At 70.3% G+C, this 25,981-nt stretch carries 22 protein-coding genes; 5 read left to right on the top strand and 17 right to left on the bottom strand.

What is annotated here, in order from left to right; genetic code table 11:
• Positions 1-10: 10 nt before the first annotated feature.
• The gene (locus tag GXN78_RS09690; protein WP_239142813.1) at positions 11-511 is read left to right on the top strand and encodes a YceI family protein; all 501 of its coding nucleotides are present in this window, start codon (positions 11-13) and stop codon (positions 509-511) included.
• A gap of 7 nt (positions 512-518) precedes the next feature.
• Positions 519-1,187, top strand: coding sequence for a YceI family protein (locus GXN78_RS09685; protein WP_239142657.1), 669 nt, complete (start codon positions 519-521; stop codon positions 1,185-1,187).
• Positions 1,188-1,267: 80 nt separating this feature from the next.
• Here GXN78_RS09685 and GXN78_RS09680 read toward each other — a convergent pair whose 3' ends face one another.
• The 7 genes from GXN78_RS09680 to argS form a co-directional block, all read right to left on the bottom strand.
• Positions 1,268-2,872: a phospholipase D family protein gene (locus GXN78_RS09680; protein WP_239142656.1), complete on the bottom strand. Its 1,605-nt coding sequence runs from the start codon at positions 2,870-2,872 to the stop codon at positions 1,268-1,270.
• 2 nt (positions 2,873-2,874) lie between these two features.
• Entirely contained in the window at positions 2,875-4,464 is a 1,590-nt protein-coding gene (gene rpoN / locus GXN78_RS09675; protein WP_106556995.1) for an RNA polymerase factor sigma-54, read from the bottom strand.
• 14 nt (positions 4,465-4,478) lie between these two features.
• Positions 4,479-5,258, bottom strand: a complete 780-nt coding sequence (gene lptB / locus GXN78_RS09670; RefSeq protein WP_106556996.1) for an LPS export ABC transporter ATP-binding protein — start codon at positions 5,256-5,258, stop codon at positions 4,479-4,481.
• Between the two features lie 14 nt (positions 5,259-5,272).
• Positions 5,273-5,893 carry a lipopolysaccharide transport periplasmic protein LptA gene (gene lptA / locus GXN78_RS09665; RefSeq protein WP_239142812.1) on the bottom strand — a complete coding sequence of 207 codons (621 nt, stop codon included), beginning with the start codon at positions 5,891-5,893 and terminating at the stop codon, positions 5,273-5,275.
• A 194-nt stretch (positions 5,894-6,087) separates the two neighbouring features.
• Positions 6,088-6,732, bottom strand: coding sequence for a thiol:disulfide interchange protein DsbA/DsbL (locus GXN78_RS09660; protein ID WP_106556998.1), 645 nt, complete (start codon positions 6,730-6,732; stop codon positions 6,088-6,090).
• A gap of 84 nt (positions 6,733-6,816) precedes the next feature.
• A complete protein-coding gene (locus tag GXN78_RS09655) occupies positions 6,817-7,542 on the bottom strand; it encodes an SPOR domain-containing protein (RefSeq protein WP_106556999.1) in 726 nt (241 codons plus the stop codon).
• A gap of 14 nt (positions 7,543-7,556) precedes the next feature.
• On the bottom strand, positions 7,557-9,242 hold the full coding sequence (argS, locus tag GXN78_RS09650) for an arginine--tRNA ligase (RefSeq protein ID WP_106557000.1): 1,686 nt from the start codon (positions 9,240-9,242) through the stop codon (positions 7,557-7,559).
• A gap of 130 nt (positions 9,243-9,372) precedes the next feature.
• On the opposite strand from argS, the gene GXN78_RS09645 reads away from it, so the two are divergent.
• Complete coding sequence (locus GXN78_RS09645; RefSeq protein WP_106557001.1) at positions 9,373-9,783, top strand: PsiF family protein; 411 nt, start codon at positions 9,373-9,375, stop codon at positions 9,781-9,783.
• 67 nt (positions 9,784-9,850) lie between these two features.
• Here GXN78_RS09645 and GXN78_RS09640 read toward each other — a convergent pair whose 3' ends face one another.
• The 10 genes from GXN78_RS09640 to GXN78_RS09595 form a co-directional block, all read right to left on the bottom strand.
• Positions 9,851-10,672 (bottom strand): FecR domain-containing protein, encoded by an 822-nt coding sequence (locus GXN78_RS09640; protein ID WP_146163051.1) that lies wholly within the window; start codon positions 10,670-10,672, stop codon positions 9,851-9,853.
• A 12-nt stretch (positions 10,673-10,684) separates the two neighbouring features.
• Positions 10,685-11,152, bottom strand: coding sequence for a hypothetical protein (locus GXN78_RS09635; RefSeq protein ID WP_164255399.1), 468 nt, complete (start codon positions 11,150-11,152; stop codon positions 10,685-10,687).
• Between the two features lie 95 nt (positions 11,153-11,247).
• On the bottom strand, positions 11,248-13,281 hold the full coding sequence (locus GXN78_RS09630; RefSeq protein WP_164255398.1) for a filamentous hemagglutinin N-terminal domain-containing protein: 2,034 nt from the start codon (positions 13,279-13,281) through the stop codon (positions 11,248-11,250).
• A gap of 13 nt (positions 13,282-13,294) precedes the next feature.
• Entirely contained in the window at positions 13,295-14,917 is a 1,623-nt protein-coding gene (locus GXN78_RS09625; RefSeq protein WP_106557004.1) for a ShlB/FhaC/HecB family hemolysin secretion/activation protein, read from the bottom strand.
• A gap of 151 nt (positions 14,918-15,068) precedes the next feature.
• Positions 15,069-17,108, bottom strand: coding sequence for a fused MFS/spermidine synthase (locus GXN78_RS09620; RefSeq protein ID WP_106557005.1), 2,040 nt, complete (start codon positions 17,106-17,108; stop codon positions 15,069-15,071).
• 2 nt (positions 17,109-17,110) lie between these two features.
• Complete coding sequence (locus GXN78_RS09615; RefSeq protein WP_106557006.1) at positions 17,111-17,569, bottom strand: DUF2214 family protein; 459 nt, start codon at positions 17,567-17,569, stop codon at positions 17,111-17,113.
• Positions 17,566-18,525, bottom strand: a complete 960-nt coding sequence (locus tag GXN78_RS09610) for a LysR family transcriptional regulator (RefSeq protein ID WP_106557007.1) — start codon at positions 18,523-18,525, stop codon at positions 17,566-17,568. The genes GXN78_RS09615 and GXN78_RS09610 overlap by 4 nt, the downstream gene beginning before the upstream one ends.
• 110 nt (positions 18,526-18,635) lie before the next feature.
• Positions 18,636-20,630, bottom strand: coding sequence for an ATP-binding protein (locus GXN78_RS09605; protein ID WP_106557008.1), 1,995 nt, complete (start codon positions 20,628-20,630; stop codon positions 18,636-18,638).
• Positions 20,627-21,625 carry an ABC transporter substrate binding protein gene (locus tag GXN78_RS09600; RefSeq protein ID WP_239142655.1) on the bottom strand — a complete coding sequence of 333 codons (999 nt, stop codon included), beginning with the start codon at positions 21,623-21,625 and terminating at the stop codon, positions 20,627-20,629. Before GXN78_RS09600 ends, GXN78_RS09605 begins: the two co-directional genes overlap by 4 nt.
• A gap of 191 nt (positions 21,626-21,816) precedes the next feature.
• A complete protein-coding gene (locus GXN78_RS09595; RefSeq protein ID WP_106557009.1) occupies positions 21,817-23,700 on the bottom strand; it encodes a hybrid sensor histidine kinase/response regulator in 1,884 nt (627 codons plus the stop codon).
• A 166-nt stretch (positions 23,701-23,866) separates the two neighbouring features.
• Between GXN78_RS09595 and phnD the strand changes: the two genes are divergently transcribed.
• Positions 23,867-24,967: a phosphate/phosphite/phosphonate ABC transporter substrate-binding protein gene (gene phnD, locus GXN78_RS09590; RefSeq protein WP_239142654.1), complete on the top strand. Its 1,101-nt coding sequence runs from the start codon at positions 23,867-23,869 to the stop codon at positions 24,965-24,967.
• Between the two features lie 7 nt (positions 24,968-24,974).
• Positions 24,975-25,979 carry a phosphate/phosphite/phosphonate ABC transporter substrate-binding protein gene (locus GXN78_RS09585; protein ID WP_106557010.1) on the top strand — a complete coding sequence of 335 codons (1,005 nt, stop codon included), beginning with the start codon at positions 24,975-24,977 and terminating at the stop codon, positions 25,977-25,979.
• Positions 25,980-25,981 lie beyond the last annotated feature (2 nt).

Here is a 25,981-nt window from a genome sequence, read left to right as displayed (position 1 = left end):
CGTCGAGCCCATGGCCCAGCTCGCGCCGGGCTACAGCCAGATCGGCTTCGTCAGCAAGCAGATGGGGGTGCCGGTCGAGGGCCAGTTCCGCAAGTTCGATGCCCAGATCGCCTTCGACCCGAAGAAGCCCGAGGGCGGCACCGTGGCGCTGCAGATCGACATGGCCAGCGCCACGCTGGGCGTGCCGCAGAGCGATGCCGAGCTGCCCAAGGCGCCGTGGTTCGACACCGCGCGCTTCCCCAAGGCCAGCTTCCAGTCCAGCGCGATCAAGGGCCTGGGGGGAGGGCGCTTCGACATCGCCGGCCGCTTGACGATCAAGGGCCATACCCAGGAACTCGTGGTGCCGGTGACGATCACCCAGTCGGCAGACCGCTCGACCGCCACCGGAAGCTTTACGATCCAGCGCCTCGCCTTCAAGGTCGGCGAGGGCGAATGGACCGACACCTCGATGGTCGGCGACGAAGTGCAGGTGCGCTTCAAGCTGGTCCTGACGGGCCTGCGTCCACTTTGACTTTGCCATGCAAGCACCCAACGCCATGCCCCAGCCCGCCACGATGATCATCCAGTCCGTTGCCGCCGCCGCGCTGGCGGCCTCCGCATTCCTGGCCGCCGCGCAGACCGCGCCGGAAATGGCCGCCCAGCCGGCCGGCGGGCCGGTCAAGGGCGCGAGCTACGTGGTCGACCCCACGCACACCTTCGTGATGTACGAGATGGGCCACTACGGCACCACCACCAACCGCGGCCGCTTCAGCACCAAGGACGGCACCATCAAGATCGACGGCACGGGCAAGAGCGGCAAGATCGACATCACGATGGACATCAGCTCGATCAACACCGGCGTCGACCTGCTCAACCGCCACGTGCTGAGCAAGGACTTCTTCAACGTCGCCGAGTTTCCGGTCGCCCGCTTCGTGGCCGACAAGATCGACTTCAGCGGCGACAAGGTGACCGAGGTCGACGGCTCGCTGACGCTGATGGGCCAGACCAAGCCGGTCAAGCTCAAGGCCAGCCGCTTCGGCTGCTACCTGAGCCCGCTGATCAAGCGCCAGGTCTGCGGCGGCGACTTCGAGACGACGGTGGCGCGCAGCGAATGGGGCATCAACTGGGGCATTCCCTTCGGCTTCGAGGACAAGGTGCGGCTCTTGGTGCAGGTGGAGGCGGTGAACATCACGGGCGGGCCGAGCTGAGCCCGAGGCCCGGGCGGGGGTGGTCACAGTTTGTGACCACCTCGGACTTCTCAGCGATCATCACCCGCAGCCTGCGCACCTTACAACAGGCTCTCCGGCGCCAGCGGCGCCAGGATCTCCAGCATCACGCGGTCCCAGACGGTGGAGTCGGGCTCGCTGGTCAGCACCTGCTCGACACCCGCCTCCTCGCTGACCCATTCGATCCGCTCGGTGCCCGGCGCGAAGCGCACCTTGTAGGCGCCCTGCTGCTTGAGCACCTCGATCAGCTTGAGCACCTGCTGCGCCATCTCGCGGCTGAAGATGATCAGCCCGATCTCGGTGTTGTGCACGTCGGAGCGCGGGTCGAAGTTCATCGAGCCGACGAAGAGCGTGCGCCCGTCGATCACGGCCGACTTGGCGTGCAGGCGCCCGATTTGCGTGCCGAAGAGGCCCAGGCGCACGCTGCGCCGGGTGCGCTGCGAACTGAGCTCGTAGATCTCGGCACCGAGCTTGAGCATGTCTTCGCGGTAGCGCCGGTAGCCGGTGTGCACCACCGGCTCGTCGGTGGCGGCCAGCGAGTTGGTGACCACGCTGATCTTCATGCCGCGTCCGCGCACCTCGCGCATCGCCTCCAGCCCGCCCTTGCCGGGGATCAGGTAGGGCGAGACGATGGTCACGTCGGAGCGCCCGCGCCGGATCTGTTCGATCACGTTGTAGCGCACGCTGTCGACGTCCAGCAGCGGAATGCCGCCGTAGCTCACCTGCTTGCCGATCACGCGCTCGGGCGAGTCGGCGTAGGCCTCGGCCCGGGTCCAGATGAGGTCGAGCTTGCCGGCCTTGAGGTCCTCCACGATCGGGCTGTAGCCCAGCACGTCGTTGGGCGCGGGCGGGCGCGGGGGCGGCGTGGTCTGCGGGCTGGTCGCCTCCTCGAAGCGGCGCTGGCGCTCCTCGCGCGGCACGGCGGAGGCGACCAGGGTCTCGATCGGCCGCACGTACTCGCTGTTCCAGTACTGGTCGAACAGGCTCGCCAGCCGCGGGATGAGGGCGCCCGCGACGAAGGTGTCGAGGTCGATGAAGTTGGCGCCGGCCGTCTGCGTGAAGTACTCGTTGCCGATGTTGCGCCCGCCGGCCACCGCCATCGCGCCGTCGGCGATGAAGAGCTTGTTGTGCATGCGCCGGTTGACGCGGCTGAAGTCGAAGAGCGAGGCCGAGAAGCGCCTGAGCATGCTGCCGCGCCCGGCCGGGAAGGGGTTGAAGAGGCGCAGCTCGAGGTTGGGCGTGGCAGCCAGGGCGAGCAGCAGCTCGTCGTCGCCCGAGGTGTAGAGGTCGTCCATCAACAGACGCACGCGCACGCCGCGCCGGGCCGCGTCGCGCAGCGTGCGCAGCAGATAGCGGCCGGTCTCGTCGTTGTGGATCTGGTAGTACTGCACGTCCAGCGTGCGCTCGGCGCGGCGCGCCAGCTCGAGCCGGGTATTGAGCGCGAAGTCGCCGCCCGGCATGAGGCGGAAGCCGCTCAGGTCGGGGTCGGGCTGCGTGCTCTTCGCGATGCGGCCCAGCGTGGTGTCGGGGGAGAGCGGCACGGCCTTCGAAGGCGTGCGCTCGAACTCGGCAGGCAGCATGGCGCAGCCGCTGGCCAGGAAGAGCACCGCCATCAATGCCAGGCCCAGACGCATCCACTGCGGCCAGCGACCCGGCAGGGCGTTCATTGCTACAAGGCCTTGCGCAGGTTGGCGGGGGCAATGCGCAGCGCCTCGCGGTACTTGGCCACGGTGCGGCGCGCGCACTCGATGCCCTGCTCCTTGAGCATCTCGGAGACCTGGCTGTCCGACAGCGGCCGCTTCGCGTCCTCGGCGCTCACGAACTGCTTGATCAGCGCACGCACCGCGGTGCTGGAGGCGTTGCCGCCGGTCTCGGTGCCCAGCGCCGAGCCGAAGAAGTACTTGAGCTCGACCGTGCCGTAGGGCGTGGACATGTACTTGGCGGTGGTCACGCGGCTGATGGTGGACTCGTGCAGGCCCAGCTCGTCGGCGATCTCGCGCAGCACCAGCGGCCGCATGGCGAGCTCGCCGTGGACGAAGTAGTTCTTCTGCCGCTCCACGATGGCGTTGGAGACGCGCAGGATGGTGTCGAAGCGCTGCTGGATGTTCTTGATGAACCAGCGCGCCTCCTGCAGCCGCTGCGACAGCGCCTGGCTGCCCTCGCCCTTGTGGGCTTTCAGCGCGCCGGCGTAGATGTCGTGCACGCGCAGCCGCGGCATGACCTCGGGGTTGAGCATGACGCGAAAGCGGGCGCTGGTGCCATGGCCGATGCGCGTGACGATCACGTCGGGGACGACCACGTTGCGCTCGACGTCGACGAAGCGGCGCCCCGGCTTGGGCTCCAGCCGGGCGATCAGCTGGAGGGCTGCGCGCACCTCCTCCTCGTTGCTGCGGGTGAGCGTGGCCAGGCGCTTGAAGTCGCGCTTGGCGAGCAGCTCCATCGGGTGCTTGCAGATCGCGATGGCGGTGCGGCGCACCTGCACCTCTTCCTCGGTGTCGTCCTCTTCCTGCTCTGCGCGCAGCTGGATGGTGAGGCACTCGGCCAGGCTGCGCGCGCCGACGCCGACCGGCTCCAGGCTCTGCAGCAGGCCCAGCGCGACCTGGAAGTGGTGCACCAGCTCGTCGAACTGGTCGTTGTCGTCGCCGGCCAGGCCCGAGGCCAGGGCCGGCAGCGAGTCCTCGAGGTAGCCGTCGTCGTTGAGCGACTCGATCAGGAAGCGCAGCGCGGCGCGGTCGTTCTCCTCCAGGCGCAGGGACAGCGCCTGGAGGTGCAGGAAGGACTGCAGCGACTCCTGGCTCCTGGCCAGCTCGGTTGCATCGGGGCGCTCGTCGTTGCCGAGGTTGTTGGCCCGCGCCGGGGCATCGCCGCCCCATTCGCTGTCGTCCGGCGCCAGGTCGACGGAGCCGTCGCCTTCCCAGTCGGGCTCGCTCTCGGGGCCTTCGGCGGCTGCGGCCGTCTCGCTGTCGGCGGGGGAGGCCGGAGCGCTGTCGGCAGGGGCCGGGGCCGGCCCGGCGACGAACTCGCTCTCGCCTTCGGCCTGGCGGTCGTCATCGCGCACTGGCGCATCGGCGGATTCGAGCCCGAACTCCTCGCGCGGGGCTTCGTCGGCGGTGCGCTCCAGGAAGGGGTTCTCGTCGAGCATCTGCTCGACCTCCTGGCTCAGCTCGAGCGTGGACAGCTGGAGCAGCCGGATCGACTGCTGCAGTTGCGGCGTGAGCGCCAGGTGCTGCGAGACCCGCAGCGAGAGCCCTTGCTTCATTGGATGACCGGCCCTTACATCCGGAAATGCTCGCCGAGGTAGACGCGTCGCACCTCGGCGTTGTCGACGATCTCAGAGGGCGTGCCTTGTGCCAGCACATGCCCGTCGCTGATGATGAACGCGTGATCGCAGATGCCCAGCGTCTCGCGCACATTGTGGTCGGTGATGAGCACGCCGATGCCGCGCTCCTTCAGGAAGTTGATGATCCGCTGGATCTCGATCACCGCGATCGGATCGATGCCGGCGAAGGGCTCGTCCAGCAGGATGAAGCGGGGCTGGGTGGCCAGCGCGCGCGCGATCTCGACGCGGCGGCGCTCGCCGCCCGACAGCGCCAGCGCCGGCGAATCGCGCAGGTGGTCGACGCGCAGGTCGTGCAGCAGCTCGCTCAGGCGCTCCTCGGTGCGCTGCTTCGACAGGGGCATCGGCCGGCCGTCCCCGTTCGGCTCGCGCTGCAGTTCGAGCACCGCGCGCACGTTCTCCTCGACCGTCAGCTTGCGGAAGATCGAGGCCTCCTGCGGCAGGTAGCTCAGGCCCATGCGGGAGCGGCGGTGGATCGGCATGTGCGCGATCGGCACGCCGTCGATGCTGATCTCGCCCGCATCGGCCCGCACCAGGCCGACGATCATGTAGAAGGAGGTGGTCTTGCCGGCACCGTTGGGACCCAGCAGGCCCACGACCTCGCCCTTCTCGACGCCCAGCGAGACGTCCTTGACCACCTTGCGGCTGCCGTAGGTCTTCTGCAGGCCGCGCGCCTCCAGGCGGCTGTTCAGCACGTCGTTGCGGCCGTTGAGCATGCTCCGGTCCTCCGTCACTTGCGCTCTTCCCCGCCGAGGGTGGTGCTCGAGCGCAGGCCGGTGCCGCTCGCGGGTGCCGGCGCCGGCGCCGCGGCAGGGGCCGCAGCCGCCGGCCGGGTGCCGGCCGCGGGCGCCGAGGCGGCCGCCTTGGGCGTCAGGATGGCCCGCACGCGCCCGCCCTGCGGCGCCGCCACGCCCGCGTTGGGCGGCAGCGAGGAGCCGTTGACGGTGAAGGTGTCGTTGCTCTGGTCGTAGACGATCAGCGGCCCGCTGCTCTCGTCGTTGACGGTCGCGCCGTAGAGCCGGCGCATCACCGCGCGGCGGATGAACTTCACGTTGTCGGCGCGGCTGTCGTACTCGATGACCTCCGACTCGCCCTCGATCCACTCGTCGGTGCCGGCGTCGCGCTTCTGCTTGTAGTAGGCCAGCTTGCCGGGCGCGGCCGTGACCACGCCGTACTGGTAGCCGTCCGGGTCCTGCCGCACGTCGATGCGGGTGCCGCGGATGATGATCGTGCCCTTGGTCATCACCACGTTGCCGGTGAAGACGCTGGTCTGCTTGAGGTCGTCATAGCGCATCGCGTCGGCTTCGATGTTCATCGGCTTGGTGCGGTCCGCCTTCTCGGCCTGCGCCATCGGCACCAGGCCGGCCAGCACCAAGGCGAATACGAAAGCACGACAGCGGCGGTTGGGGCGAGGGGAAATAGGTAACGAAGTCATAAGGCACGAAACTTGCTGGCGGATTGTATGCGGCCTCATCGACCGGACTTCGATCGCCCGGATGAAAAAGCCCGCCGAAGCGGGCTTTCCTACGGGGGAGAGGGGCGGTCTCAGGCGCTCTTGCGCGCTTCGCCGATCAGGAAATCGGTGACCTGCAGGGCGCGCTCCATGCTCTTCGCGAGGTCGCCGTCGACATACCAGCGCCCGGCGATGCCGATCGAGGGCACGCCGGCCACCTGGTAGGCGTCCTGCAGCTGCTTGGCGCGCTGGATCTTGCTCGCCACGCTGAAGGACTTGTATTGCTCGGTGAACTTGGCCTTGTCCAGGCCGTTGGCCGCGACCCAGTCGATGATCTGCTGCTCGCCTGAGAGGTTCTGGCGCTGCTGGTGGATGGCGTTGAACACCTTGAGCTGGTATTCGTCGACCTTGCCCATGGCCTCGAGTGCGTAGTAGAGCTTCTGCTGCGGCTGGAAGCTGGCCTGGAAGGCGACCGGCACGCGCTTGAAGGCCACGTGCGGCGGCAGCTTCTTGATCCAGGCCTCGAGGGTGGGCTCGAAGGCGTTGCAGTGCGGGCAGTTGTACCAGAAGAACTCGATCACCTCGACCTTGCCGGCCGGCGCGTCGACCGGCACGCGCTTGTCGAGCACTGCGTAGTCGGTGCCGGCCTTGGGCCCCAGCGTCTGCGCGTGGGTCGGGGTCATCAGAGGAAGCAGCCCCAGCGAAGTGGCGGCCAGCGAAAAATCACGACGTTTCATGTGTAAGGTTCTCCTGTGCGCCTGACAGAGCCCGCGATGCCGCCGGAGTTCCCGGGGACGGCGCGAGCGCGAAAAGAGGATGGCTCAGCGCTGCACGCGCACCAGGGCCGATTCGAGGCCGCCGCCGTCGAGCCGTTCCTTGAGCCGGTCGGCATCTTCCTTCTTGTTGAAAGGCCCCGCACGCACCCGGTAGACGGTGCGGCCGGCCTGCTCGCGCTCGGTGACCCGCGCCTCCACGCCCATCAGCGAGAGCCTGGCGCGCTGCGTCTCGGCATCCTCGGGGGTGCGGAAGGCGCCGGCCTGCACGAAGTACATGAAGGGGTCGCTGGCGCTGGGCGTCGCGGCGGCGGTGGTGGTGCCAGGGCCGGCGCCCGAACGGGCCCGCGCGAGATCGCCGATGGGGTCGCTCGACGGCGGCGACGCGTTGGCTTCGGCCGGCACGGGCGGGCGCGCGGCTCGCTGTTGTTGTTGCTGCTGCTGCTGAGCGGTCGGAGGGACCACCACCGGGGCCGGCGCGGTCTGCGGGACGCCGGGTGCCGCGGCGGAGGGCTGCGGCGCCACGGGGGCGGCCGGCGGCTCGGGCGGACGCACGGCGCCGGCCTTGCCGGCCAGGGGGGCGTTGGGGTTCCAGTCGCGGTTCTTGCGCGCCTCGGCCTCGTCCTGCTCGGGGCCTCCGCGCTGCGTTTTGGTCATGAAGGGGATGGGCACCTTGGTCACGTAGACCGCGATGCCCAGCGCCACGCCCAGGCCCAGCACCAGCCCGACGATCAGGCCGATGACGATGTTGCCGCTTTGTCGTCTTGTAGTCATGTGGAGGGTAGCAATCACATCTTGCGCGGCGCGCTCACGCCGAGAATCGCGAGGCCATTGTGCAGCACCTGCGCGGTGGCGGCGACCAGCGCCAGGCGGGCCCGCTTCACCGGCTCGTCGTCGACCAGGATGCGCTCGGCGTCGTAGTAGCTGTGGTAGCTGGCGGCCAGCTCGCGCAGGTAAAAGGTGACGTCGTGCGGCGCGAAGTCCTGGGCCGCGGCGGCCAGCATGTCGGGGTACTTCGCCAGCATCAGCAGCAGGGCCTGGGCGGCCGGGCTTTCGAGCGGCGAGAGGTCGGCCTGCGCCAGCGTCGCCACGTCGCCGCCCCAGGCCGCCAGCACCGAGCAGATGCGCGCATGGGCGTACTGCACGTAGTAGACCGGGTTGTCGTTGTTCTGCGCCAGCGCGAGGTCGATGTCGAAGGTGTACTCGGTGTCGGGCTTGCGGCTGAGCAGGAAGAAGCGCACGGCGTCGGTGCTGGTCCACTCGATCAGGTCGCGCAGCGTGACGTAGCTGCCGGCGCGCTTGCTGATCTTGACCTCCTCGCCGCCGCGCATCACGCGCACCATGGTGTGCAGCACGTAGTCGGGGTAGCCGGAGGGGATGCCTTCGCCCGCGGCCTGCAGGCCGGCCCGCACGCGCGCGATCGTGCCGTGGTGGTCGGTGCCCTGGATGTTCACCACCTTGTGGAAGCCGCGCTCCCACTTGGCGATGTGATAGGCGACGTCGGGCACGAAGTAGGTGTAGCTGCCGTCGCCCTTGCGCATCACGCGGTCCTTGTCGTCGCCGTAGTCGGTCGACTTCAGCCACAGCGCGCCGTCCTGCTCGTAGGTCTTGCCGGCTTCGACCAGCTTCTTGACCGTGGCCTCGACCCGGCCGCTGGTGTAGAGGCTGGACTCCAGGTAGTAGTTGTCGAAGCGCACCTGGAAGGCCTTGAGGTCCAGGTCCTGCTCGTGGCGCAGGTAGGCCACCGCGAACTGGCGGATCGAGTCGATGTCCTCCACGTCGCCGCTGGCGGTGTATTCGCGATCGTCCGAGCGCACCGTCTTCTTCGCGTTGAAGTCGTTGGCGATGTCGGCGATGTACTCGCCGTTGTAGGCCTGCTCGGGCCATTGCGGATCGCCCGGCTTGAAGCCCTTGGCACGCAGCTGGGTGCTGGTGGCGAGGGTCTGGATCTGCACGCCGGCGTCGTTGTAATAGAACTCGCGCCACACCTGCGCGCCCTGCGTGGCGAGCAGGTTGCAGATGGCGTCGCCCAGTGCGGCCTGCCGGCCGTGGCCCACGTGCAGCGGGCCGGTGGGGTTGGCAGAAACGAATTCGACCAGCACGCGCTCGCCTTCGCCATCGCGTTTGGCGGTCTCGCGGCCGAAGGCCTCGCCGGCGGCCAGCACCTCGCGCACCACCTGCTGCTTGGCAGCAGTCTTCAAGCGGATGTTGAGGAAGCCGGGGCCGGCGATCTCGATGGCATCGACCCACTGCTGGAAGGCGGGCGTGGCGCGCAGCGCGGCGCTGATGTCCTCGGCCAGTTCGCGCGGTTTGCGTGCGAGCGGCTTGGCGAGTTGCATGGCAGCCGTGCAGGCGAGGTCGCCGTGGGCCGCGACCTTGGGCGATTCGAAGACCGCCTTGGCGCCGGAGCCGGGGGAAAGGGATTCGAGCGTGTTCGCGAGCGCCGCGAGCAGCTCCTGTTTGACCAATAGCATCGCGGGATTTTACCGGGGGCAAACCCGGCCCCCGGCGGCAGCGGTCATCCTCCGTACGGCAGCAGCCGTTAGCAAGGGCGGCCCCGGCCCGGGGCCCCTGTCACAACTCACCTCAGAGGACACCCACACCATGAAGAAGCTTCTCTCCCTGATGGCCATGGCCGCCTGTCTTTCCGTCGGCGCGGCGCATGCGCAGGACAAGGCCGCTCCGGCCGCTCCCGCGACGCCGGCGGCTCCCGCCGCCAAGGCCGCTCCCGCCGCCAAGGCCGCTCCCGCTCCGGCGATGCCTGCCACTCCGGCCACGCCCGCCGCCAAGGCCCCGACCGCTCAGCAGAGCAAGATGGCGACCTGCAACAAGGACGCCGCAGACAAGAAGGGCGATGAGCGCAAGGCCTTCATGAAGACCTGCCTCTCGGCCAAGCCGGTGACGCAGCAGGACAAGATGAAGACCTGCAATGCCGACCCCAAGGCCAAGGCGCTGAAGGGCGACGAGCGCAAGGCCTTCATGAAGGAATGCCTCTCCGCCAAGCCGGCCGCCTGAGCGGCGCGGCAAGCTGATAAAGAAAAGCCCCGCAGGCTTCGGCCTGGCGGGGCTTTTTTCCTTGCGCTCAGCGCACTTCGCAATCGACGGCGTTGTTCTTCGCGCCGCTGTTGCTGGCGGATCCGCCGGTGGTCGGGATTGAAAAGGTTGCCGGCAGAGTGAATTGAAGTCCGGGATTCTTCGGCAACATCGCCGGCGGCTGCGCGAAGTTGGGCGTGTACCCAAACTGCCCGGGCGAATAGCTTTGCGAGCCGCCCTTGTTCGACATATTGATGAGGCCGTCGATCACTTGCACATAGAGGCCTGGCAGGAGCGCGCTCGACGCGGACGGCGGGCGTGGCGCCGAAGGAATCTGGACCTGCGCCACCTTCTCCCAGACAGGCAGCGCCACCTCCGCATCGCTTTGCACCGGGCTGGGGGCCAAGGCCAGGCTGGCCTGCGCATACGCGCGCCGCGCCAGGGCGACGGCGGGATCCGGCCGGTAGAAGAGATTGAAGCTGCCCGTGCCGGCATCGACCGTGGTGTCGCCCGCCTCGATGACCAGGCGGCCGGCGCCGGGGGCTGGACCGGCGAGCACCTGCAGTTGACCTTCCGCCAGATCGAGCCGGGCCACACTCGCGATCTTCAGCCGGGTATGGGGGCCGAGCACGGCCTGGCGGCCATCGGCCAAGCCGATGCGAACGTAGGTGTCCTGCTCGCTGGTGAGGGTGTCGCCCACTTCGACGACGGATTGCGGCGACAGCACTTTCAGCACGCCGTCGGCCTTCACGGCCATCACGAAGCCGCTCAGCTGCGTCAGCTGGCCGGCCGGCGTGCCGGCGCCGGCCTGTGCGCCGAAGAGCGAGAGCGCGGCCAAGAGGGATGCGAGGACAGGGGAATGGAGGTTCATGGTCTGCCCCGGTTAGTTGCAATACATCTTCTTGGTCGGTTCGTTCTTGACGCTGCCCTTCGCGTCCAGCGAGGTCGCGTCCTTCTTGTCTTCTGACTTGTCGACCGGCTTCGACACCGTGGCGCTGACGCTGTTGATGATGTCCGTGGTCGTGTTCACCGCCTGGCTCACGGGTTCGGCGATGGCGTCCCGTACCGGTGGCAGCACCACCGCACAGCCGGCCGCGGTTGGATTGGCAAGGCAGACATTCACCGGAGGCAGCACGACCGAACAGCCCGGCAAGGCGGGGGTCGCGTTGCAAGCGGCGAGGTTCGGGAGCACGGCCGAGCATCCCGCCGTCGAGGGTGCAGCGATGCATTGCGACAACGACGGCAGCACGGCGGAACACCCCGCCCGCGCAGGAATGGCGGTGCAAGTGCTCAGGCTCGGCAGGACCACGCTGCATCCGGCCGTCGCGGGCGCACTGGTGCAGGCGGCCATGCTGGGCAGCACCGTGGCGCAGCCGTCCAGGGCCGGGTCGGCGATGCCATGCGCTCAGCGTGGGCGGTGCAGGCGCAGGGGGGAGGGGGTCGTTGTCACCGGGGCGGCAACACGACCGAGCAGCCGGCGATGGCCGGATTTTCCTGGCAGACCGCCAGCGTCGGCAGCACCGCGGTGCAACCGGCCAGCGCCGTGTCGGCCATGCAGTCTGCCAGGGAGGGGCGCAGCACGATGCCCTGCGCCGTCACCCGGCCGCTGATCGAATCCACGGTGGACTGGTTGTCGAAGGTCGCTGCCGAGGCCAACACGATGTTGCCGGCCTGCGAACTGACCGGGCTTTGCAGCGTCAGGTCGCCTGCGACGTCGATGTCGATGGGCCCGTTGCCCAGCGAAGTGATGCCGGCTTCCGGGCCGGCATTGCCGATGATCAGCGGCGCGCTGCTGCTGCTGCGAAAGTTGAATCCGCCGGCCCCGTTGGCAAAGCCGGCCAGCCGCTGCACCTGGTTGCCCGCATGGCCGAGGTTGACCGAACCCGTGTCCGCGCGCGCCGACAGCGTCACCACGGTGATGGGCGCAGTCTGGTCGATGTCGCCCGAAGCCGTGCGCAGCTCGAGCCGGCTGCCGGGCCCGCCGCTGATGGCCCCGTTGATGCGGATGCCTGCGTTGGCATGGAGCGCCAGGCTGGTGTCGCTGGTCCACGTCACGGGGTCGACCACCTGGATGATCCCCGCGCCCGTGCCCGCCGCGTTGTCGGTGGTCACGACCACCATGCTGGTGGCGAGCGCGGCCTGCAGGGTGGCCACGCTCAGCAGCGAATCGCCCACGGCGCCGCTGGCGACGAAGGTGGAGGCCGAACTGTCGGTGCCCACCATGCCCGCGCCGGTGGCACTGGCCTGGTCGTTCGCGATGTAGATGTTGGTCGGGTCCAGCAGCAGGGTGCCGGTGCGGCCGTTCGGCGCGCGCGTATCGACGCGGCCCCGCATGTCCAGCGCGTGGCCCGAGGTCTCGATGAAGCCGCCGTCGCCCGAGCGGGCGCCGCCCCGGGCGCTGATGCTGCCGTAGACGCGCGTGATGCCGTCGGACCAGGCGATCACCTTGCCGCCGTTGCCGGATTCGATGGCGTCGGCGCGGATGCTGGCGTCGGCCGACACATAGACCTGCTTGGCATTCGCGACGGCCGGGTTCTGGCCGCGGTAGTCGCCGCCGGCCAGCACGGTGCCGCCGCCGGCATTGCCGCTCGCGTCCACGCGCGCGTTGCCCGTGAGGCCCACGCGCTCACCCAGCAGGTGGATGGTGCCGCCGGCGCCCGTGCCGGCGCCGGTGGCGCTGGTCAGGCTGCCGGCCTCCAGCAGCAGGTCGCCGCTCGCCTTCAACACGATCTGCCCGCCGGCGCCCACCGTCGCGCTGTCGGCGCTGACCAGGCCGCGCTGGTTGACCAGGTTGCCGTAGATGCCGATGCGCCCGCTCTGCGCCACGATCTGGCCCAGGTTGACGGCCTGGTCCTGCGGCGCGCTGACCACGACGTGCAGGGCCGGGTTGGCGCTGTCGGCCAGCTTCACGCTGCGCCCCGCGGCCAGCACCACGTCGCCGCCGGGCGACTGGATGAGGCCGCTGTTCTGGACATCCGGCGCGATCAGGACCACGTGGCCGCCGTCCGGCGTCGTGATCCGGCCCCGGTTGGCGACGCGTCCCGCCACCGCGCCGGCGCTGAAGTTCATCTTGCCGGCCAGGAAATCGCTGTTGGAGATCGCCAGGCTGGACGCCACCAGCCCGTTCACGTCCACCCGCGAACCCGCGCCGAATAGCACGCCGTTGGGATTGACCAGGAAGACGCGGCCGTTCGATTCGAGGGCGCCCAGGATCAGCGAGGGCTCCTGGCCCGTGATGCGGTTGAGCACCGTGCTGGTCGCGCTCTGCTGGACGAAGCGCGTGACTTCGCCCGCCGCGATCGAGAAGCCGGGCCACTGGATGATGGTGCCCGGGGTGTTGGTGATCGAGCGGACATTGCCCAGTTGCTGGAAGCTGGCCTGGCCGTGGACGACGGTCTGGGCACCGGCGCCGCCGGCGCCGGCGAGCATGAGCACGGCGGCCAACAGGCCCCGTGCGGTTCGTGCGTGCGTTGCTTTCATTTTTTCCTCGGCGTCAGTAGGAAACCGACAGGGCGACATGCACCCGGCTGTCGCCGGACGCGCGCACGCCACCGCCGTCGAGCACGCGGGCGTAGTCCACTTGCAGGCTGGCGCGCCGGTCCATGGCGAAGCGCAGCCCCAGGCCCGCGCTGGAGATGGACGTGCGCTTCTCTTCGCCGGGCAGCGCCTTGTTGCGCGACACGTGGGCGGCGTCCACGAAGGCCAGCGCGCGGCACTGCACCACGAAGGCACCCGTGGCCGGGCACCAGTTGGGCGTCTGGAATTCCACGCTGGCGAACTGGCCCTGGTCGCCGGCGACCTCGCGCTCCAGGAAGCCACGCACCGAGCTTGCGCCACCGGCGCCGAACTGCTCGCCGGGAACGAGTGCCGAGCGGGTGGCCTGGCCGTTGAACTGCAGGCGCAGCTGCCAATCGTCCGCCAGCCGCCGGCTGTAGGCAGCGCCGTAGCGCAGGATGCGGTAGCTGGCCGAGGCGCCGGCGCGCTGGCGGGCGAAGTCCTCGCTGCCGCCGTTCGATCCGCCGGGAATGTTCTGCAGGCCCGTGAGCTGGAGCCCGAGCACCGCATCGGGCAGCGCCAACTGGCCCGAATAGCCGAGCGACAGCGGATGGACCGTGACCTCGCCGCCCAGCTGCGCGCCCTCGAGCTCGATGTCGTTCTTGTAGGCCCGCCAGTCGATGCCGTAGATCAGGGTGGAGCTCAGGTCGCCCCATTGCGGCAGGCTCTGGTTGTAGCGCGCGCCCAGCACCGTTCCCTTGCCGCTGACCTGCAGAGGCAGCACGCCGGCCGTCAGCGTGCCGGAGTTCACGTCCGAATGGCTGGCGAAGAAATCCAGCGAATCGCCCAGCCCATACAGCGGCACGTGGTAGCCCGCGCCGAACACGCTCAGCTTCGACGGCTTTTCGGCGGAGGTGACGTACTGCAGGCTCGCGACGTGGTCCAGGCCAAAGAGGTTGGCGTGCTGGAAGAGCGTGCTCAGGCGCGTGCGGCCGATGTCGGCGTTGCCGGTGTTGTCGGCGGCCAGGCCGATCCGCCAGGGCTTGTCTTCGGCCACGCGGACCACGGCGTCGACCTGGTCGGGCTGCTCGGCACCCTGCAGCGCCAGCGTGGTCTGCTTGGCGGGGTTGGTGTTGGCCACCTGCAGGCTCGCCGAGATGTCGCGGATGTTGGGGGTGGCGCCTTCCTTCAGTGCCGGCAGGCTGGCGCGGATGTTGGCGGTCGAGAAGCCCTGGTTGCCCTCCACCGTGACGCGGCCGATGCGCGGCTCGATCACCTTGACGCGCACCACGCCGTGGGCGAGCTCCTGTTCGGGCAATTGCACCAGGACCACGCTGTAGCCGCGCCGGCGGTAGGCCTGTTGCAAAGCTTCGACCGCGCGCCGCAGGTCGCCGAAGTTGCGTGCCGGCCCTGCAAAAGGAGCGAGCACGTGTTCGACTTCTGCGCCGGGCAGCAGGCTGTTGCCCTCCACGGCGAAGCGGGCAATGGCAAATCGTGGTCCGCTGCTGGCGGCCTCTTCCGCTGCCTGAACGGCAGGGACGGCAGGGACGGCAGCCGAGATGGCCGCGAAGATCAGGAACATCCGAGCGCGCAGCCGTTGCCCGCTTTTGGTTTTTCTCATGGGGCCTCCCGCGAGCGCAGCGGATGGAAGTTGGTTGTTGGCGCTGCGCGGGGTTATATCCCGGCAAGACGCAAGGCCGGGGCGCAGGACCTTCGATAGCGCAGCCTCGTGTGACTAATGCCCGCAATCGGGCAGAGCAACGCGGCGCGTCCTACCTGAGCACGCTGAACAGGTTGTTGAAGTCGTCGGTCCACGGCGCCAGGTCCGCGGCCGCCTCGTGCTGCGTGGCGGCGCTGCGCACCGGCTCGCGCTCGAGCGCCTGCGGATCGCGCGCCACCAGCATCCAGATGCTGCGCTCGACATCGACTTCGTCCGGCGTGTCGTCGATCAGCGCCGTGTGCAGGCCGCGCACCTGCGCCAGCTTCGCCACCACGGTGTCGAGACGGAGGTAGCGGTTGGAGACATGGAAGGCGATGACGCCGCCGGGCTTCATGTGGCGCAGGTAGATGTCCATGGCCTGCACCGTCAGCAGGTGCGCCGGCACCGAGTCGGCCGAGAAGGCGTCCACGGCCAGCACGTCGAAGCCCTGCGGCGCTTCGCGTTCGAGCGCCAGGCGGGCGTCGGCGAGCACGCGCTCGATGCGCGCGTCGCTGTCGCGCAGGTAGCTGAACTCCGTGTCGGCCAGATCGAAGACGCGCGGGTTGATCTCGTAGACGCGGTAGACGTCCCCCGGCCGGCCGTAGGCGGCCAGCGTGCCCGCGCCCAGGCCGATGAGCCCCACGCGGCGCGGGCCGGCCGGCGCCGCCTCGATCGCGCGGCCGACGCCGGAGCTGCTGCTGTAGTAGGAGCCGGGCCAGCGGCGGTTCGCGGGCGACAGGTACTGCTCGCCGTGCAGCGTCGCGCCGTGGTAGAGGCGCCGCACCCGGTCGTCGGGCAGGATGCCCGAGTCCACCACCATCATCGCGCCGTAGAAGTTGCGGTCCATGCGCCTGGCGCGCGCGTCGTCGCGCAGCTCCTCGGCCAGGAACCAGCCGCAGCAGGCCGCCATCGCCAGCGATGCAAGCACCCCCATGCGCCGGTGGCGCCACACCAGTGCCGCGGCGAGCGCGCACAGCACCAGGCCGATGCCCAGCTCGTAGAAGGTCGGCAGCACATGGGGCGCGACCAGGCCGACCAGCGCACCGCCGGCCGCGCCGCCCAGCGAGAGCATCAGGTAGAAGCGCGTGAGGTACGACGGCCCCGGACGCAGGCGCGCCGTCTCGCCGTGCAGGCACAGGCACAGCAGGAACAGCCCGACCAGGTAGATCGGCAGGCCGGTGCGCAGGTGCGAGCCGATGCTGTCCTGCAGTCCGTAGGCGCACAGCGCCAGCATCGCGGCCGTGAGCGGCAGGACCACCGCACGGCGGTACCAGCGGTCGCTTTCGAAACTGAGGATGAAGGTCAGCAGGTAGACCGACAGCGGCAGCACCCAGAGGAAGGGCACCGGCGCCACGTTCTGCGTGACATGGTTGGTGACGGCCAGCAGCAGCCAGGAGCCGAGCGCCGGCAGCAGCAGCCACAGCAGCTGGTCGATGAGGCGCGGCTTCGTCTCCGGGCTGGCCGCGGGCGCCGGCGCGTCGCCGGACGGCGCCACGACCTGGATCGCCGCCGGCCAGCGCCCGGCGACGTAGAACGCGGTGGCGCTGCACAGCAGCACGAACACGCCGTAGCCCGCCGACCAGGCCCAGGCCTGCTGCTGCACCGTGCTGTGCGGCTCGATCAGCACGGGGTAGCAGAGCAGCGCCGCCAGCGAGGCCAGGTTGGACAGCGAGAAGTAGCGGTACACCTGCGCGCCCCACGGCGTGCGCGTGATCCAGGCCTGCACCAGCGGCCCGGTGGTGGACAGCAGGAAGTAGGGCAGCCCGATGGTCGCGACCAGCAGGCCGAGGATGCGCAGCGTCGGCTCCTCGCCGCCGCCGGGCTTCCAGGACGCGTCGGCCAGCACCGGCATGAAGGCCAGGCTGGCCAGCAGCAGCGCGCCATGCACCTTCGCCTGCGTGCGCGGCTGCAGCCGGCGGGAGATCCAGTCGGCATAGGCGTAGCCGGCCAGCAGCGCGACCTGGAAGAACACCATGCAGACCGACCACACCGCCGCCGAGCCGCCGAACCAGGGCAGGATCTGCTTGGCGACCAGCGGCTGCACCAGGAACAGCAGGAAGGCGCTGAGGAAGATGGTGCCGGCGAACAGCGCCTTGATGGACGCCGGCTGCACGGCTAGCCCCTTGCCCCGAAGCCGCGCGCCAGGAACACGGCCACCAGCGGGATCAGCGCGATCAGGTGCGCCTGGATCATCACCAGCTTGCGCGTCTTCTTGACATCCGCCGCATCGGGCAGCGAGCCGCTGGAGCGCACTGCCTTGCGCCAGCGGAAATACGTGAGCGTCGGGAAGATCGAAAGCACGCCGACGATGATGAAGAGCCCCAGCTTCACGTGCAGCAGCGGGTTGGTCCAGTACCAGGCGGTGCCCTTCATGCCCCACCAGGTGCGCGCCAGGCCGGTGGCGAGCACGGCGATGGCTGAGATGCCGTAGACCATGTCCACCTTGGCGATGCGCTCGACCGCCGCTGCATTGAGCCATTCCACGCGGCACAGCGCGGCCTCGCTCGAGATGAAGACCACCATCGTGAGGATGGCCAGGAAATGCACGTACGCAAGGATCGCTTCGAGGGTCATCTTGTTTTTTCCGGGGAAGTCGCAGGCGCAGCGATTGTGCCGCCCCAGAACTCCGGCCGTGCATATTGCGCCTTCAAAAAATCCAGCCACAGCCGCACCCGCAGCGCCAGGTGCTTGCGCTGGGGAAAGACGGCATAGATGCCGTTGGGCGGCGCCGCGAAATCGTCGAGCAGCGGGACCAGCAGGCCGGCATCGATCTCGGCCTCCACCTCCCAGGTGCTGCGCCAGGCGATGCCGTGGCCGGCCAGGCACCAGTCGTGCAGCACCTGGCCGTCGGAGCAGTCCAGCGGGCCGGTGGGGCGCAGGTAGATGACCTCATGCTCGCCGTTGGCGCCGGGCACCCGAAAGGCCCAGCCGCGGGTCTGCGAGGCATCGCTGGAGAGCGTCAGGCAGGCGAAGCGCGCCAGCTCGTTGGGATGGCGCGGCGCGCCGTGCCGGCGGATGAATTCCGGCGTGGCCACGCAGCGGCGGCGGTTGTCGGCTAGGCGCATGCTGACCAGCGAGGAATCGGGCAGGTCGCCCACGCGCACCGCGCAGTCATAGCTCTCGCCGGCCACGTCGATCACGCGGTCGCTCAGGTTCAGCGAGATCGTCACCTCGGGATGCAGGTGGTGGAAGCGCGGCACCAGCGGCGCCACGTGGCGCCGGCCGAAGCCCGCCGGCGCCGTCACCCGCAGGTGGCCGCTGGCCTTGACCCCGCCCGCGCTCACGCTGGCCTCGGCATTGGCGAGCTCCACCAGCAGGCGCTGGCAGTCCTCGAGGAAGGCGCTGCCCTCGTGGGTGAGAGTGATGCGGCGCGTGGTGCGCACCAGCAGCTTGACGCCCAGCCGCTCCTCCAGTGCGTCGAGGCGCCGGCCCATGATCGCCGGCGCCACGCCCTCGGCCTTGGCGGCGGCCGTGAGGCTGCCGCGGGTGGCGATCGCGACGAAGGATTCGAGCTGCTTGAGGCGGTCCATCGGCGGGGATTATGCGGAGCGCCGGGTTCGGGGACGCCATGTCCTTGGACATGGCAAACCTCGAGCGACCACGCGGCAGCTCGAGTGACGCGACAGACCTGAGGACCGGCTCAGGAAGCCATGCGCCCGGCGCGCCGCGTCGACAGCAGCGCGCGCAGCTTGGCCGGCGCCACCGGCTTCGTCAGGAGGGTGACGCCGCCCTGCCGCAGCCGCTGCAGCGCCTCGGGCCCCGTGGCGCCCGAGACCAGCACCGCGAGCGCGTGGGGCTGCAGGCGCCGCGCGGCCTCGATCACTTCCATGCCGTCCTCGGCGTCGGCCAGCTGCAGGTCGCACAGCAGCACGTCGAAGCGCGTCTCCGAATCTGCAAGACGGCGCGTCGCTTCGCTGCCGCTGGCCACGCATTCGACTTCGCAGTCCCATTGCGTGAGCAGCGCCCGGGTGGCGTCGAGGATGGCCGGATCGTCGTCCACCACCAGGCAGCGCAGCCCGGCCAGCGGCGAGCTGGCCACCGGCTCCGGTGCCGGCGGCGGCACGTCGCGCGGATCGGCGCCAGGCAGCTCCAGCGAGAAGGTGCTGCCGGCCTGCAGCGCCGAGCGCAGCGCGATCCGCGTGCCCAGCAGCGCGGCGATGCGGGCGCAGATCGCCAGCCCGAGGCCGAAGCCCTGACGGCGATCGCGCTCGGTGTTCGCGACCTGGTAGAACTCCTCGAAGATGCGCGCCTGGTGAATCGGCGCAATGCCCACGCCGTTGTCGCGCACTTCGATGCGCACCTGCCCGCCGCGGCGCCGCGCCGCCACCAGCACCGTGCCCTCGGCCCCGCTGTGGGTGATCGCGTTGCCCACGAGGTTGCCGATGATGCGCAGGAGTAGGGCGGGGTCGGAGCGCACCGCGAGCCCGCGGTCCCGCCACACCAGCCGCACCTGCGAGGCGGCGGCGCGCGCCGCGTGCTGGGCGCCGAGCTGGTCGAACAGCATCGCCAGCGAGACGTTGCCGATGGCCGGCGTCAGCACCTGCGCGTCGAGCCGCGAGATCTCGAGCAGGTCGTCGAGCAGCACGCCCATGAACTCGGCGCCTTCCTGCAGCCGCAGCACCGCAGGGCGCTGCGTTGCGCTGGCGGTGGGCAGCAGGCCGTCGATGAAGAGGCCCATGGCGTGCAGGGGCTGGCGCAGGTCGTGGCTGGCCGCTGCGAGGAAGCGGGCGCGCGAGAGTGCGGCCTGTTCGGCCTCGGCCATGCGCTGCAGCGCGACGGCGGTGGCGACGCGCACCTGCTCATCGCTCTGCTGGCGGTTGCGCTGCAGGCGTTCGGCCAGGCGGTTGATGTCGTGCGCGAGGTTGGCGAGCTCGTGCTGCCCGCTGCGCGCCTCGTCCTCGCCGTCGGCCGGCGCCTTGCCGCCGCGCGTGACGACGTTGCAACGCGCATCGAAGCGGCCGGCCTCCAGCGCGGCCACGGTGCGCGAGATGCGGCGCAGCGGCTGTGCGACCGTGCGCGCCGTGTGCCGCACCCAGGCCCAGGCCGCGATCAGCGCAATCATCGCGATGCCGATGCCCGCCATCAGCGAGCGCGTGCGCTCGTGCGCGTAGGCCGTGGTGTCGCGGAAGGCCTGCACCAGGCCGATGGGCTTGTCGCCGGCGGCGGTCGCACCCTCGGGTGCGAAGGCGCTGGCCTTCGAGGCCTCGCGCAGCGTCACCGGCGCGGTGAACATGCGCAACTGCCCCATGGGCGCGGCCTTGGAGCCGGCAGTGACAAACACGCCGGCGCTGTTGCTGATCTCCACCCGCGTGACCTGGCCGCCGCGCAGGGCCGCGTTGGCCACGTTCTGCAGCGCGGGCAGGTCGCCGGCATAGAGGCTCAGGTCGGACATCGCGGCCACCTGGCGCGCCACCGCCTGGCCCTCGGCATTGAAGGCGGCTTCCAGCGTGTCGAGGCGGCTGTGGGTGAACCAGGCGGTGAGCGCCAGGGCCACGGCCGCGCAGGGCACCACGCCGAGCCGGAACAGGTCGCGCTGCAGGCTGCCGCCGACCACCACCGCCCGGCCGTCGGCGGCGGGTTCGGAGGGGCGTGCGGCGGTGGGCAAGGCCAGGCCGTGGCTGGTGGAGTGGGTCATCGGGCGGCGGTCACCCGCTCGGTCAGCTCGCGCTCCTCGGGCACGCGCAGGCCCAGCCCGCGCGCAACGGTGGCGTTGACGCGCACCGTGGAAGGCGTCGCCGCCTCCACCAGCACGCCGCCCGCGACCGGGCCCATGGCCAGCTTCTGGCCGAGCGCGCGCGCCTGCTGCGCGAGCTGCCCGGGCGTGGAGACCGCGGCCGCGAGTCCGCCGGAACGCACCAGCCCGTCGCTGGTGCCGAACACCGGCAGGCCGGCGGTGGCGCCGGCGCGCAGCACCGAGAGGGTGGCGGCCTGGCTGTCGCCGATCAGGTCGGGCAGCACCATCAGCGCGTCGCTGCGCGGCACCAGCACGCGCAGCACCGAGGCCAGCGACGTGGCATCAGGCGCGTACTCGACCTGCAGGTCCCAGCCCTGGGCGGCGCGCTGCAGCTCGCGCACGATCGGCTCCGATTCGGCAGTCGCCACCACGCCGAGCCGGCGCTTTTGCGGCAGCAGGGCATCGATGAGCACGAGCTGGTCGGCCATGGCGGGCTCGCGCAGCAGCACGCCGACCTGGCGGTCGCCGCGCTTGAGCGCGGGGCTGGCCTTGAGGCTTTCGTAGTCGAGACGGCTGAGCATCGCGAGCACCAGCGGATCCTGGCCGGGGCGCTCGATCGCGCTGCGCGCCGCGGCCACGCCGACCGCCATGGTGACCGGCACGTTCACCGGGACGCTGGGCCGCAGGCTGCGGGTGCGCACGCCGGCGTTCGCGCGCTCCTCGCCGGTGGCGACCCGGTCGGCGGGCAGGCCGTCGGCGGGCAGGCGCACCAGCTCGAAGCGGCTGCTCGCGTCCTGCGATTCGCGCAGCAGGCGCACGAATTCCGCGTGAGCGGGGTTGTCGTCGGCCAGCAGCACCGTAAGCCCGGCTGCCTGGGCGCCGGCGGCGAACGCGGCCGCGCAGAGTACGCCCGCGATGGTACGCAACCCCCGAAGGAGCGCTGAGGAAGGATTCACGAGCATGAACTGCACCGTTGTGGTGATGAAGCCAATGTACGGACGCGGCTGTCTCCGCGCGATAAGGCAGAGGGCTTAGGTCGAACCGCGGGCGGGCGGATTGCGCTGCTGGATGGCACCCGCTCGCGGCCGCTCGGCCTATGCCTTATTTCGTATGCGGCCCCGGAGGGGAGCGGCGCCGGCCGATTCGCTCAGGCCGCGGTCTGGCGCACCGCCGCCAGCTGCGCGCCGATGGCCTGCCGCAGCAGCTTGGGCGACACCGGCTTGTAGAGCACGGCCACCCCCGCGCTGGCGACCTCGCGCAGGCGGTCGGGCTTGGTCTCGCCGGTCACCAGCAGGCGCGCGGTAGCCGCGCCGATGCCGCGCGGATGGCGCTCCAGGGCGGCCAGCACGTCCAGGCCGTTGTCGCCGCCCTGCAGCAGCAGGTCGCTCACCACCAGGTCGGGCGGCCGGTCCCAGCTGTCGGCAAAGGCCAGCGCCTCGGCGCGCGTCTGCGCGGTCATCACCTCGGCGCCCCAGTTGCTGAGCACCACCTGCAGTCCTTCGAGGATGGTGCGCTCGTCGTCGATCACGAGGGCGCGCACGTCGTGCAGGCTGGGCTCTTCGTCGACGCCCAGGGTGGCCGGCAGCGCGCCCGGCGCCGGCAGCGCAGGATCGGCACCGCGCACCATGACGCGCACGCAGGTGCCCTTGTGCGGCCGCGAGCTCAGCTCGACGTGGGTATTGAGCAGCGCCACCAGCCGCTGCACCGTGGCCAGGCCCAGGCCCATGCCCCTTGCGTCGCGGCCCTGGCGCGGCTGCGGCTCGACCTGGTAGAACTCCTCGAAGACGCGCGACTGGTGGTGTTCCGCGATGCCGACGCCGGTGTCCACGACGTCGATGCGCACGCCTCGCCCGCGCCGGCGCGCGCCGACCAGCACGCCGCCTTCGGTGGTGTGGCGCAGCGAGTTCGACACCAGGTTGTTGAGGATGCGCGAGAGCATCACGTAGTCGCTGCGCACCCACAGCTCGGTCTTGCGCACCACCAGCCGCAGATTCTGCTGCTCGGCCACCGGCCGGAAGTTGCGGCTGATCTCGTCGAACAGCTGGTCGAGCGGAAAGTCTGCCCACTGCGGCTGCAGCACGCCGGCATCGAGCTGCGAGAGGTTGAGCAGGCCCGAGAACAGGCGGTCCAGCGAATCCACGCATTCGCGGATGTGGCCGATGCGCTGCAGGCGCACCGGGTCGGTCTCGCCGTTGGCCAGGCCGTCGGAGAACAGCGTGAGCGCGTGCAGCGGCTGGCGCAGGTCGTGGCTGGCGGCGGCCAGCAGGCGGGTCTTGGCCTGGCTCGCCACCTCCAGCTGCTGGTTCTTGCTGGCCAGCTCGGCGGTGGCGTTGGCGATGCGGCTCTCGAGCATGGCGCGGCTTTCCGACAGCGCGGCGGCCGCCTCGTTGAAGCCGTGCTGCAGCCGCCGCACCTCGGCCGTGCCCTCGACCGCCACCTGCACTTCCTCGCCGGCGCCCAGGCGGTCCACCGCCTCGCCCAGCGCCTGGATCGGCGCGCTGATGCGGCGCGCCGCCCACCAGCCGGCCAGCCCAACGCCCACCAGGCTTGCGCCCAGCACCAGCACCACGTTGAGCCAGACCGAACGCTTGGCACGTTCCACCGCGTCCAGGCTGATCTCCACCATCACCTTGCCGGCGTGCTTGCCGTCGTCGGCGACGATCGGCGCCACCACCTGCAGGCCTTCGCCGCGCTGGCGGTCCTGGGTCTCGGAGTTGGCCAGGATCTCGCCGTCATCGGACCAGATCTGCACCTGCTGCACATGCGGCTGGTAGCTGCCGGACTGCGCGGTGCGCTGCATCGCGCGGCGGTCCATGCGCTGCAGCTGCGACTGGGCCACGGTGGCCACCTGCAGCGCCACGGTCTGGGCGTTGGCACGCATCAGCTCGGTCACGTTCGCGAGGTGCTGGCGCGTCAGCACGGCGATCGCGCCCAGCGTGGCCACGGTGGCGGGCAGGAGCGCCAGCAGCACCAGCTGCTGGGCCAGCGTCAGGTGCACCAGCAGGCGCAGGGCACGGAAGGGCCAGTTCATCGGCGTATCAGCGGGACGCCGGCACGGGGCCGGGCTCCGACTGAAGTACATGTCCAGAGGAAAATGTCACGGAATCTGCCAAAGTTGGTTTCTAATTGTGTTCTCGACTGAACAGCTTTGACCAGCCCGTTGCCGGAGTTCCCAGCCCAACGTGTTCCAGAAGAAGATGCAGGTCCCCGTCCATGGCGCCGATGGTGCTTCTTTCGTCCTATTCGTCCGCCCCGCCGCCGAGCGTCTGCGCATGATGGCACGGCGCGTGCTCGCGCTGCTGTGGCGCTGCGTCCTGGCCGCCTTGCTGGGCCTCGCGTTCGCGGCCCCGATGCAGACGGCCTCCGCTGCGGACGAGGCCCCGCTGCGTTTCGGCATCCTGCCGCTGGGCGGCGCCTTCGAGTCGCGCAACGACTGGGAGCCGCTGCTGGCAGACCTCAGTCGCGCCATTGGCCGGCCGGTCAGCGTGCTCTCGGTCAACTCCTACGAAGCGCTCGAGCAGGCCATCCAGCGCGACCAGGTCGACATGGCCTTCCTGTCGGGGAAGATGGCGCTCGACACGGTCACGCAGCGCCGCATGAGCGTGGTCGCCCAGGTCACGCGCCACGACGGCCTGCCGGGCTACCGCGCGCTGCTGCTCACACGCAAGACCGGGCCCCGCACCACGCTCAAGGGCCTGCTGGCCGAGCCCGAGCGCTGGCGCCTGGCGCGCGGCGAGAGCCGCTCGGTGTCGGGCTTCATCGTGCCGCAGCTGCAGCTCTTTTTGCCCAACCACATCGCGATGGAGACCCGCTTCGCCAGCGAGGTGGTGGGCACGCACCAGGCCACCGCCCTGGCCGTGGCCAACGGCGAGGCCGACGTGGCGACCAACAACACCGCCGACTTCGAGCGCTTCAAGCTCCAGTTCCCGGCCGAAGCCGAGCGCCTGCAGGTGATCTGGGAATCGGAGCTGATCCCGCATGCCCAGATCGTCGTGCGGCGCGAGTACGGCCCCGAGTTCCAGAAGAAGGTGCAGGCTTTCCTGGTCGAGTACGCGCGCGGCAAGGGCCCGCGCGGCGACGCCGAGCGCGCCGTGCTCAAGTCGCTGCACGACCTCGCGGGCTTCGTGGCGGCCGACAACAGCTCGTTGCTGCCGGCCGCCAAGCTGGCCTACCAGCTGGCGCGTCAGAGCGCGATGAGCGCTCAATGGGTCAACGAAGCCGCGCGGCAGGCGCGGCTGCAGCGCATCGAGAACGGGTATGCCGAGCAGACGGCGGCCTTGCGCGGCAACGGGCCCTGAGGCCGGCATGCGGCGGCGCTTCCTGTGCGCGTCGGCGCTGCTCGCCGTGCCCGCGGCCGCATGCTTCGCCCAGGGCGCGTCCACCGACGCGGCCGTCCCTCTGCGCTTCGGCGTGCTGCCGATCGGCGGCGCGGTCGAATCGCGCGAGAGCTGGACGCCGCTCCTGGGTGACCTGAGCCGTGCGCTGGGCCGGCCGGTGAGCGTGCTGTCCATGAGCTCCTACGAATCGCTGGACCAGGCGATCCGGCGCGGCGAGGTGGACTTCGCCCTGCTGTCCGCCAAGCTGGCGCTCGATGCCGTCGTGCAGCAGCGGATGAGCGTGGTGGCGCAGGTGAAGCGCCATGCCGGCCTGTCCAGGCATCGCGCCGTGCTGCTCGCGCGCAAGACCGGCTCGCACCACGCGCTGGGCGATCTGCTGGCCGCGCCCGAGCGCTGGCGCCTGGCGCGTGGCGACAGCCGCTCGGTGTCCGGTTTCATCGTGCCCCAGCTGGAGCTCTTCGCGCCCCACGGCATCTCGATGGAGCGCTTCCAGAGCGAACTGCTCGACACCCACCAGGGCACCGCGCTGGCGGTGGCCAACGGCGATGCCGACGTGGCCACCAACAACACCACCGACTTCGAGCGCTTCAGGCAGCAGTTCCCCGTCGAGGCCGCCCGGCTGCAGGTGATCTGGGAATCGAGCCCCACGCCGCCGGCGCTGTTCGTGATGCGGCGCGACCAGCCCGCGGCCCTGCAGAAGCGGCTGCAGGACTTCCTGACGGGCTACGGCCAGGCCAGGGGCCCGCGCGGCGATGCCGAGCGCGAGGTGCTGAAGCAACTGCACGCGCCGTTGGGCTACGTGGTCGAGGACAACAGCGCGCTGCTGCCGACCGCGACCCTGGACTACCGGCTCGCCCGGCAGCACGCGCTCAACGCGAAATGGGTCAACCCGGCCGCGCGCGAAGCCCGGCTCGAGCGCATCGAGCGCAGCTACGCGCAGCAGGCGGCCGCGCTGCGCGGTACAGCGCCCTGAGC

Source organism: Variovorax sp. WS11, assembly GCF_010499245.1.
In the GTDB taxonomy this organism is placed as follows: domain Bacteria; phylum Pseudomonadota; class Gammaproteobacteria; order Burkholderiales; family Burkholderiaceae_C; genus Variovorax.
The sequence above is the reverse complement of the archived record's forward strand: the minus strand, read 5'-3'. Positions and strand labels throughout refer to the sequence as shown.

Coding starts and splice junctions, on each gene's coding strand:
- GXN78_RS09685 (WP_239142657.1), top strand. CDS start 519: ATGCAAGCACCCAACGCCATGCCCCAGCCCGCCACGATGATCATCCAG.
- GXN78_RS09655 (WP_106556999.1), bottom strand. CDS start 7,542: ATGACTACAAGACGACAAAGCGGCAACATCGTCATCGGCCTGATCGTC.
- rpoN (WP_106556995.1), bottom strand. CDS start 4,464: ATGAAGCAAGGGCTCTCGCTGCGGGTCTCGCAGCACCTGGCGCTCACG.
- phnD (WP_239142654.1), top strand. CDS start 23,867: ATGCAGGTCCCCGTCCATGGCGCCGATGGTGCTTCTTTCGTCCTATTC.
- GXN78_RS09615 (WP_106557006.1), bottom strand. CDS start 17,569: ATGACCCTCGAAGCGATCCTTGCGTACGTGCATTTCCTGGCCATCCTC.
- argS (WP_106557000.1), bottom strand. CDS start 9,242: ATGCTATTGGTCAAACAGGAGCTGCTCGCGGCGCTCGCGAACACGCTC.
- GXN78_RS09625 (WP_106557004.1), bottom strand. CDS start 14,917: ATGAGAAAAACCAAAAGCGGGCAACGGCTGCGCGCTCGGATGTTCCTG.
- GXN78_RS09605 (WP_106557008.1), bottom strand. CDS start 20,630: ATGACCCACTCCACCAGCCACGGCCTGGCCTTGCCCACCGCCGCACGC.
- GXN78_RS09640 (WP_146163051.1), bottom strand. CDS start 10,672: ATGAACCTCCATTCCCCTGTCCTCGCATCCCTCTTGGCCGCGCTCTCG.
- GXN78_RS09610 (WP_106557007.1), bottom strand. CDS start 18,525: ATGGACCGCCTCAAGCAGCTCGAATCCTTCGTCGCGATCGCCACCCGC.
- GXN78_RS09690 (WP_239142813.1), top strand. CDS start 11: ATGGCCCAGCTCGCGCCGGGCTACAGCCAGATCGGCTTCGTCAGCAAG.
- GXN78_RS09635 (WP_164255399.1), bottom strand. CDS start 11,152: ATGGCCGCCTGCACCAGTGCGCCCGCGACGGCCGGATGCAGCGTGGTC.
- lptA (WP_239142812.1), bottom strand. CDS start 5,893: ATGGCGCAGGCCGAGAAGGCGGACCGCACCAAGCCGATGAACATCGAA.
- lptB (WP_106556996.1), bottom strand. CDS start 5,258: ATGCTCAACGGCCGCAACGACGTGCTGAACAGCCGCCTGGAGGCGCGC.
- GXN78_RS09585 (WP_106557010.1), top strand. CDS start 24,975: ATGCGGCGGCGCTTCCTGTGCGCGTCGGCGCTGCTCGCCGTGCCCGCG.
- GXN78_RS09660 (WP_106556998.1), bottom strand. CDS start 6,732: ATGAAACGTCGTGATTTTTCGCTGGCCGCCACTTCGCTGGGGCTGCTT.
- GXN78_RS09645 (WP_106557001.1), top strand. CDS start 9,373: ATGAAGAAGCTTCTCTCCCTGATGGCCATGGCCGCCTGTCTTTCCGTC.
- GXN78_RS09595 (WP_106557009.1), bottom strand. CDS start 23,700: ATGAACTGGCCCTTCCGTGCCCTGCGCCTGCTGGTGCACCTGACGCTG.
- GXN78_RS09680 (WP_239142656.1), bottom strand. CDS start 2,872: ATGAACGCCCTGCCGGGTCGCTGGCCGCAGTGGATGCGTCTGGGCCTG.
- GXN78_RS09630 (WP_164255398.1), bottom strand. CDS start 13,281: ATGAAAGCAACGCACGCACGAACCGCACGGGGCCTGTTGGCCGCCGTG.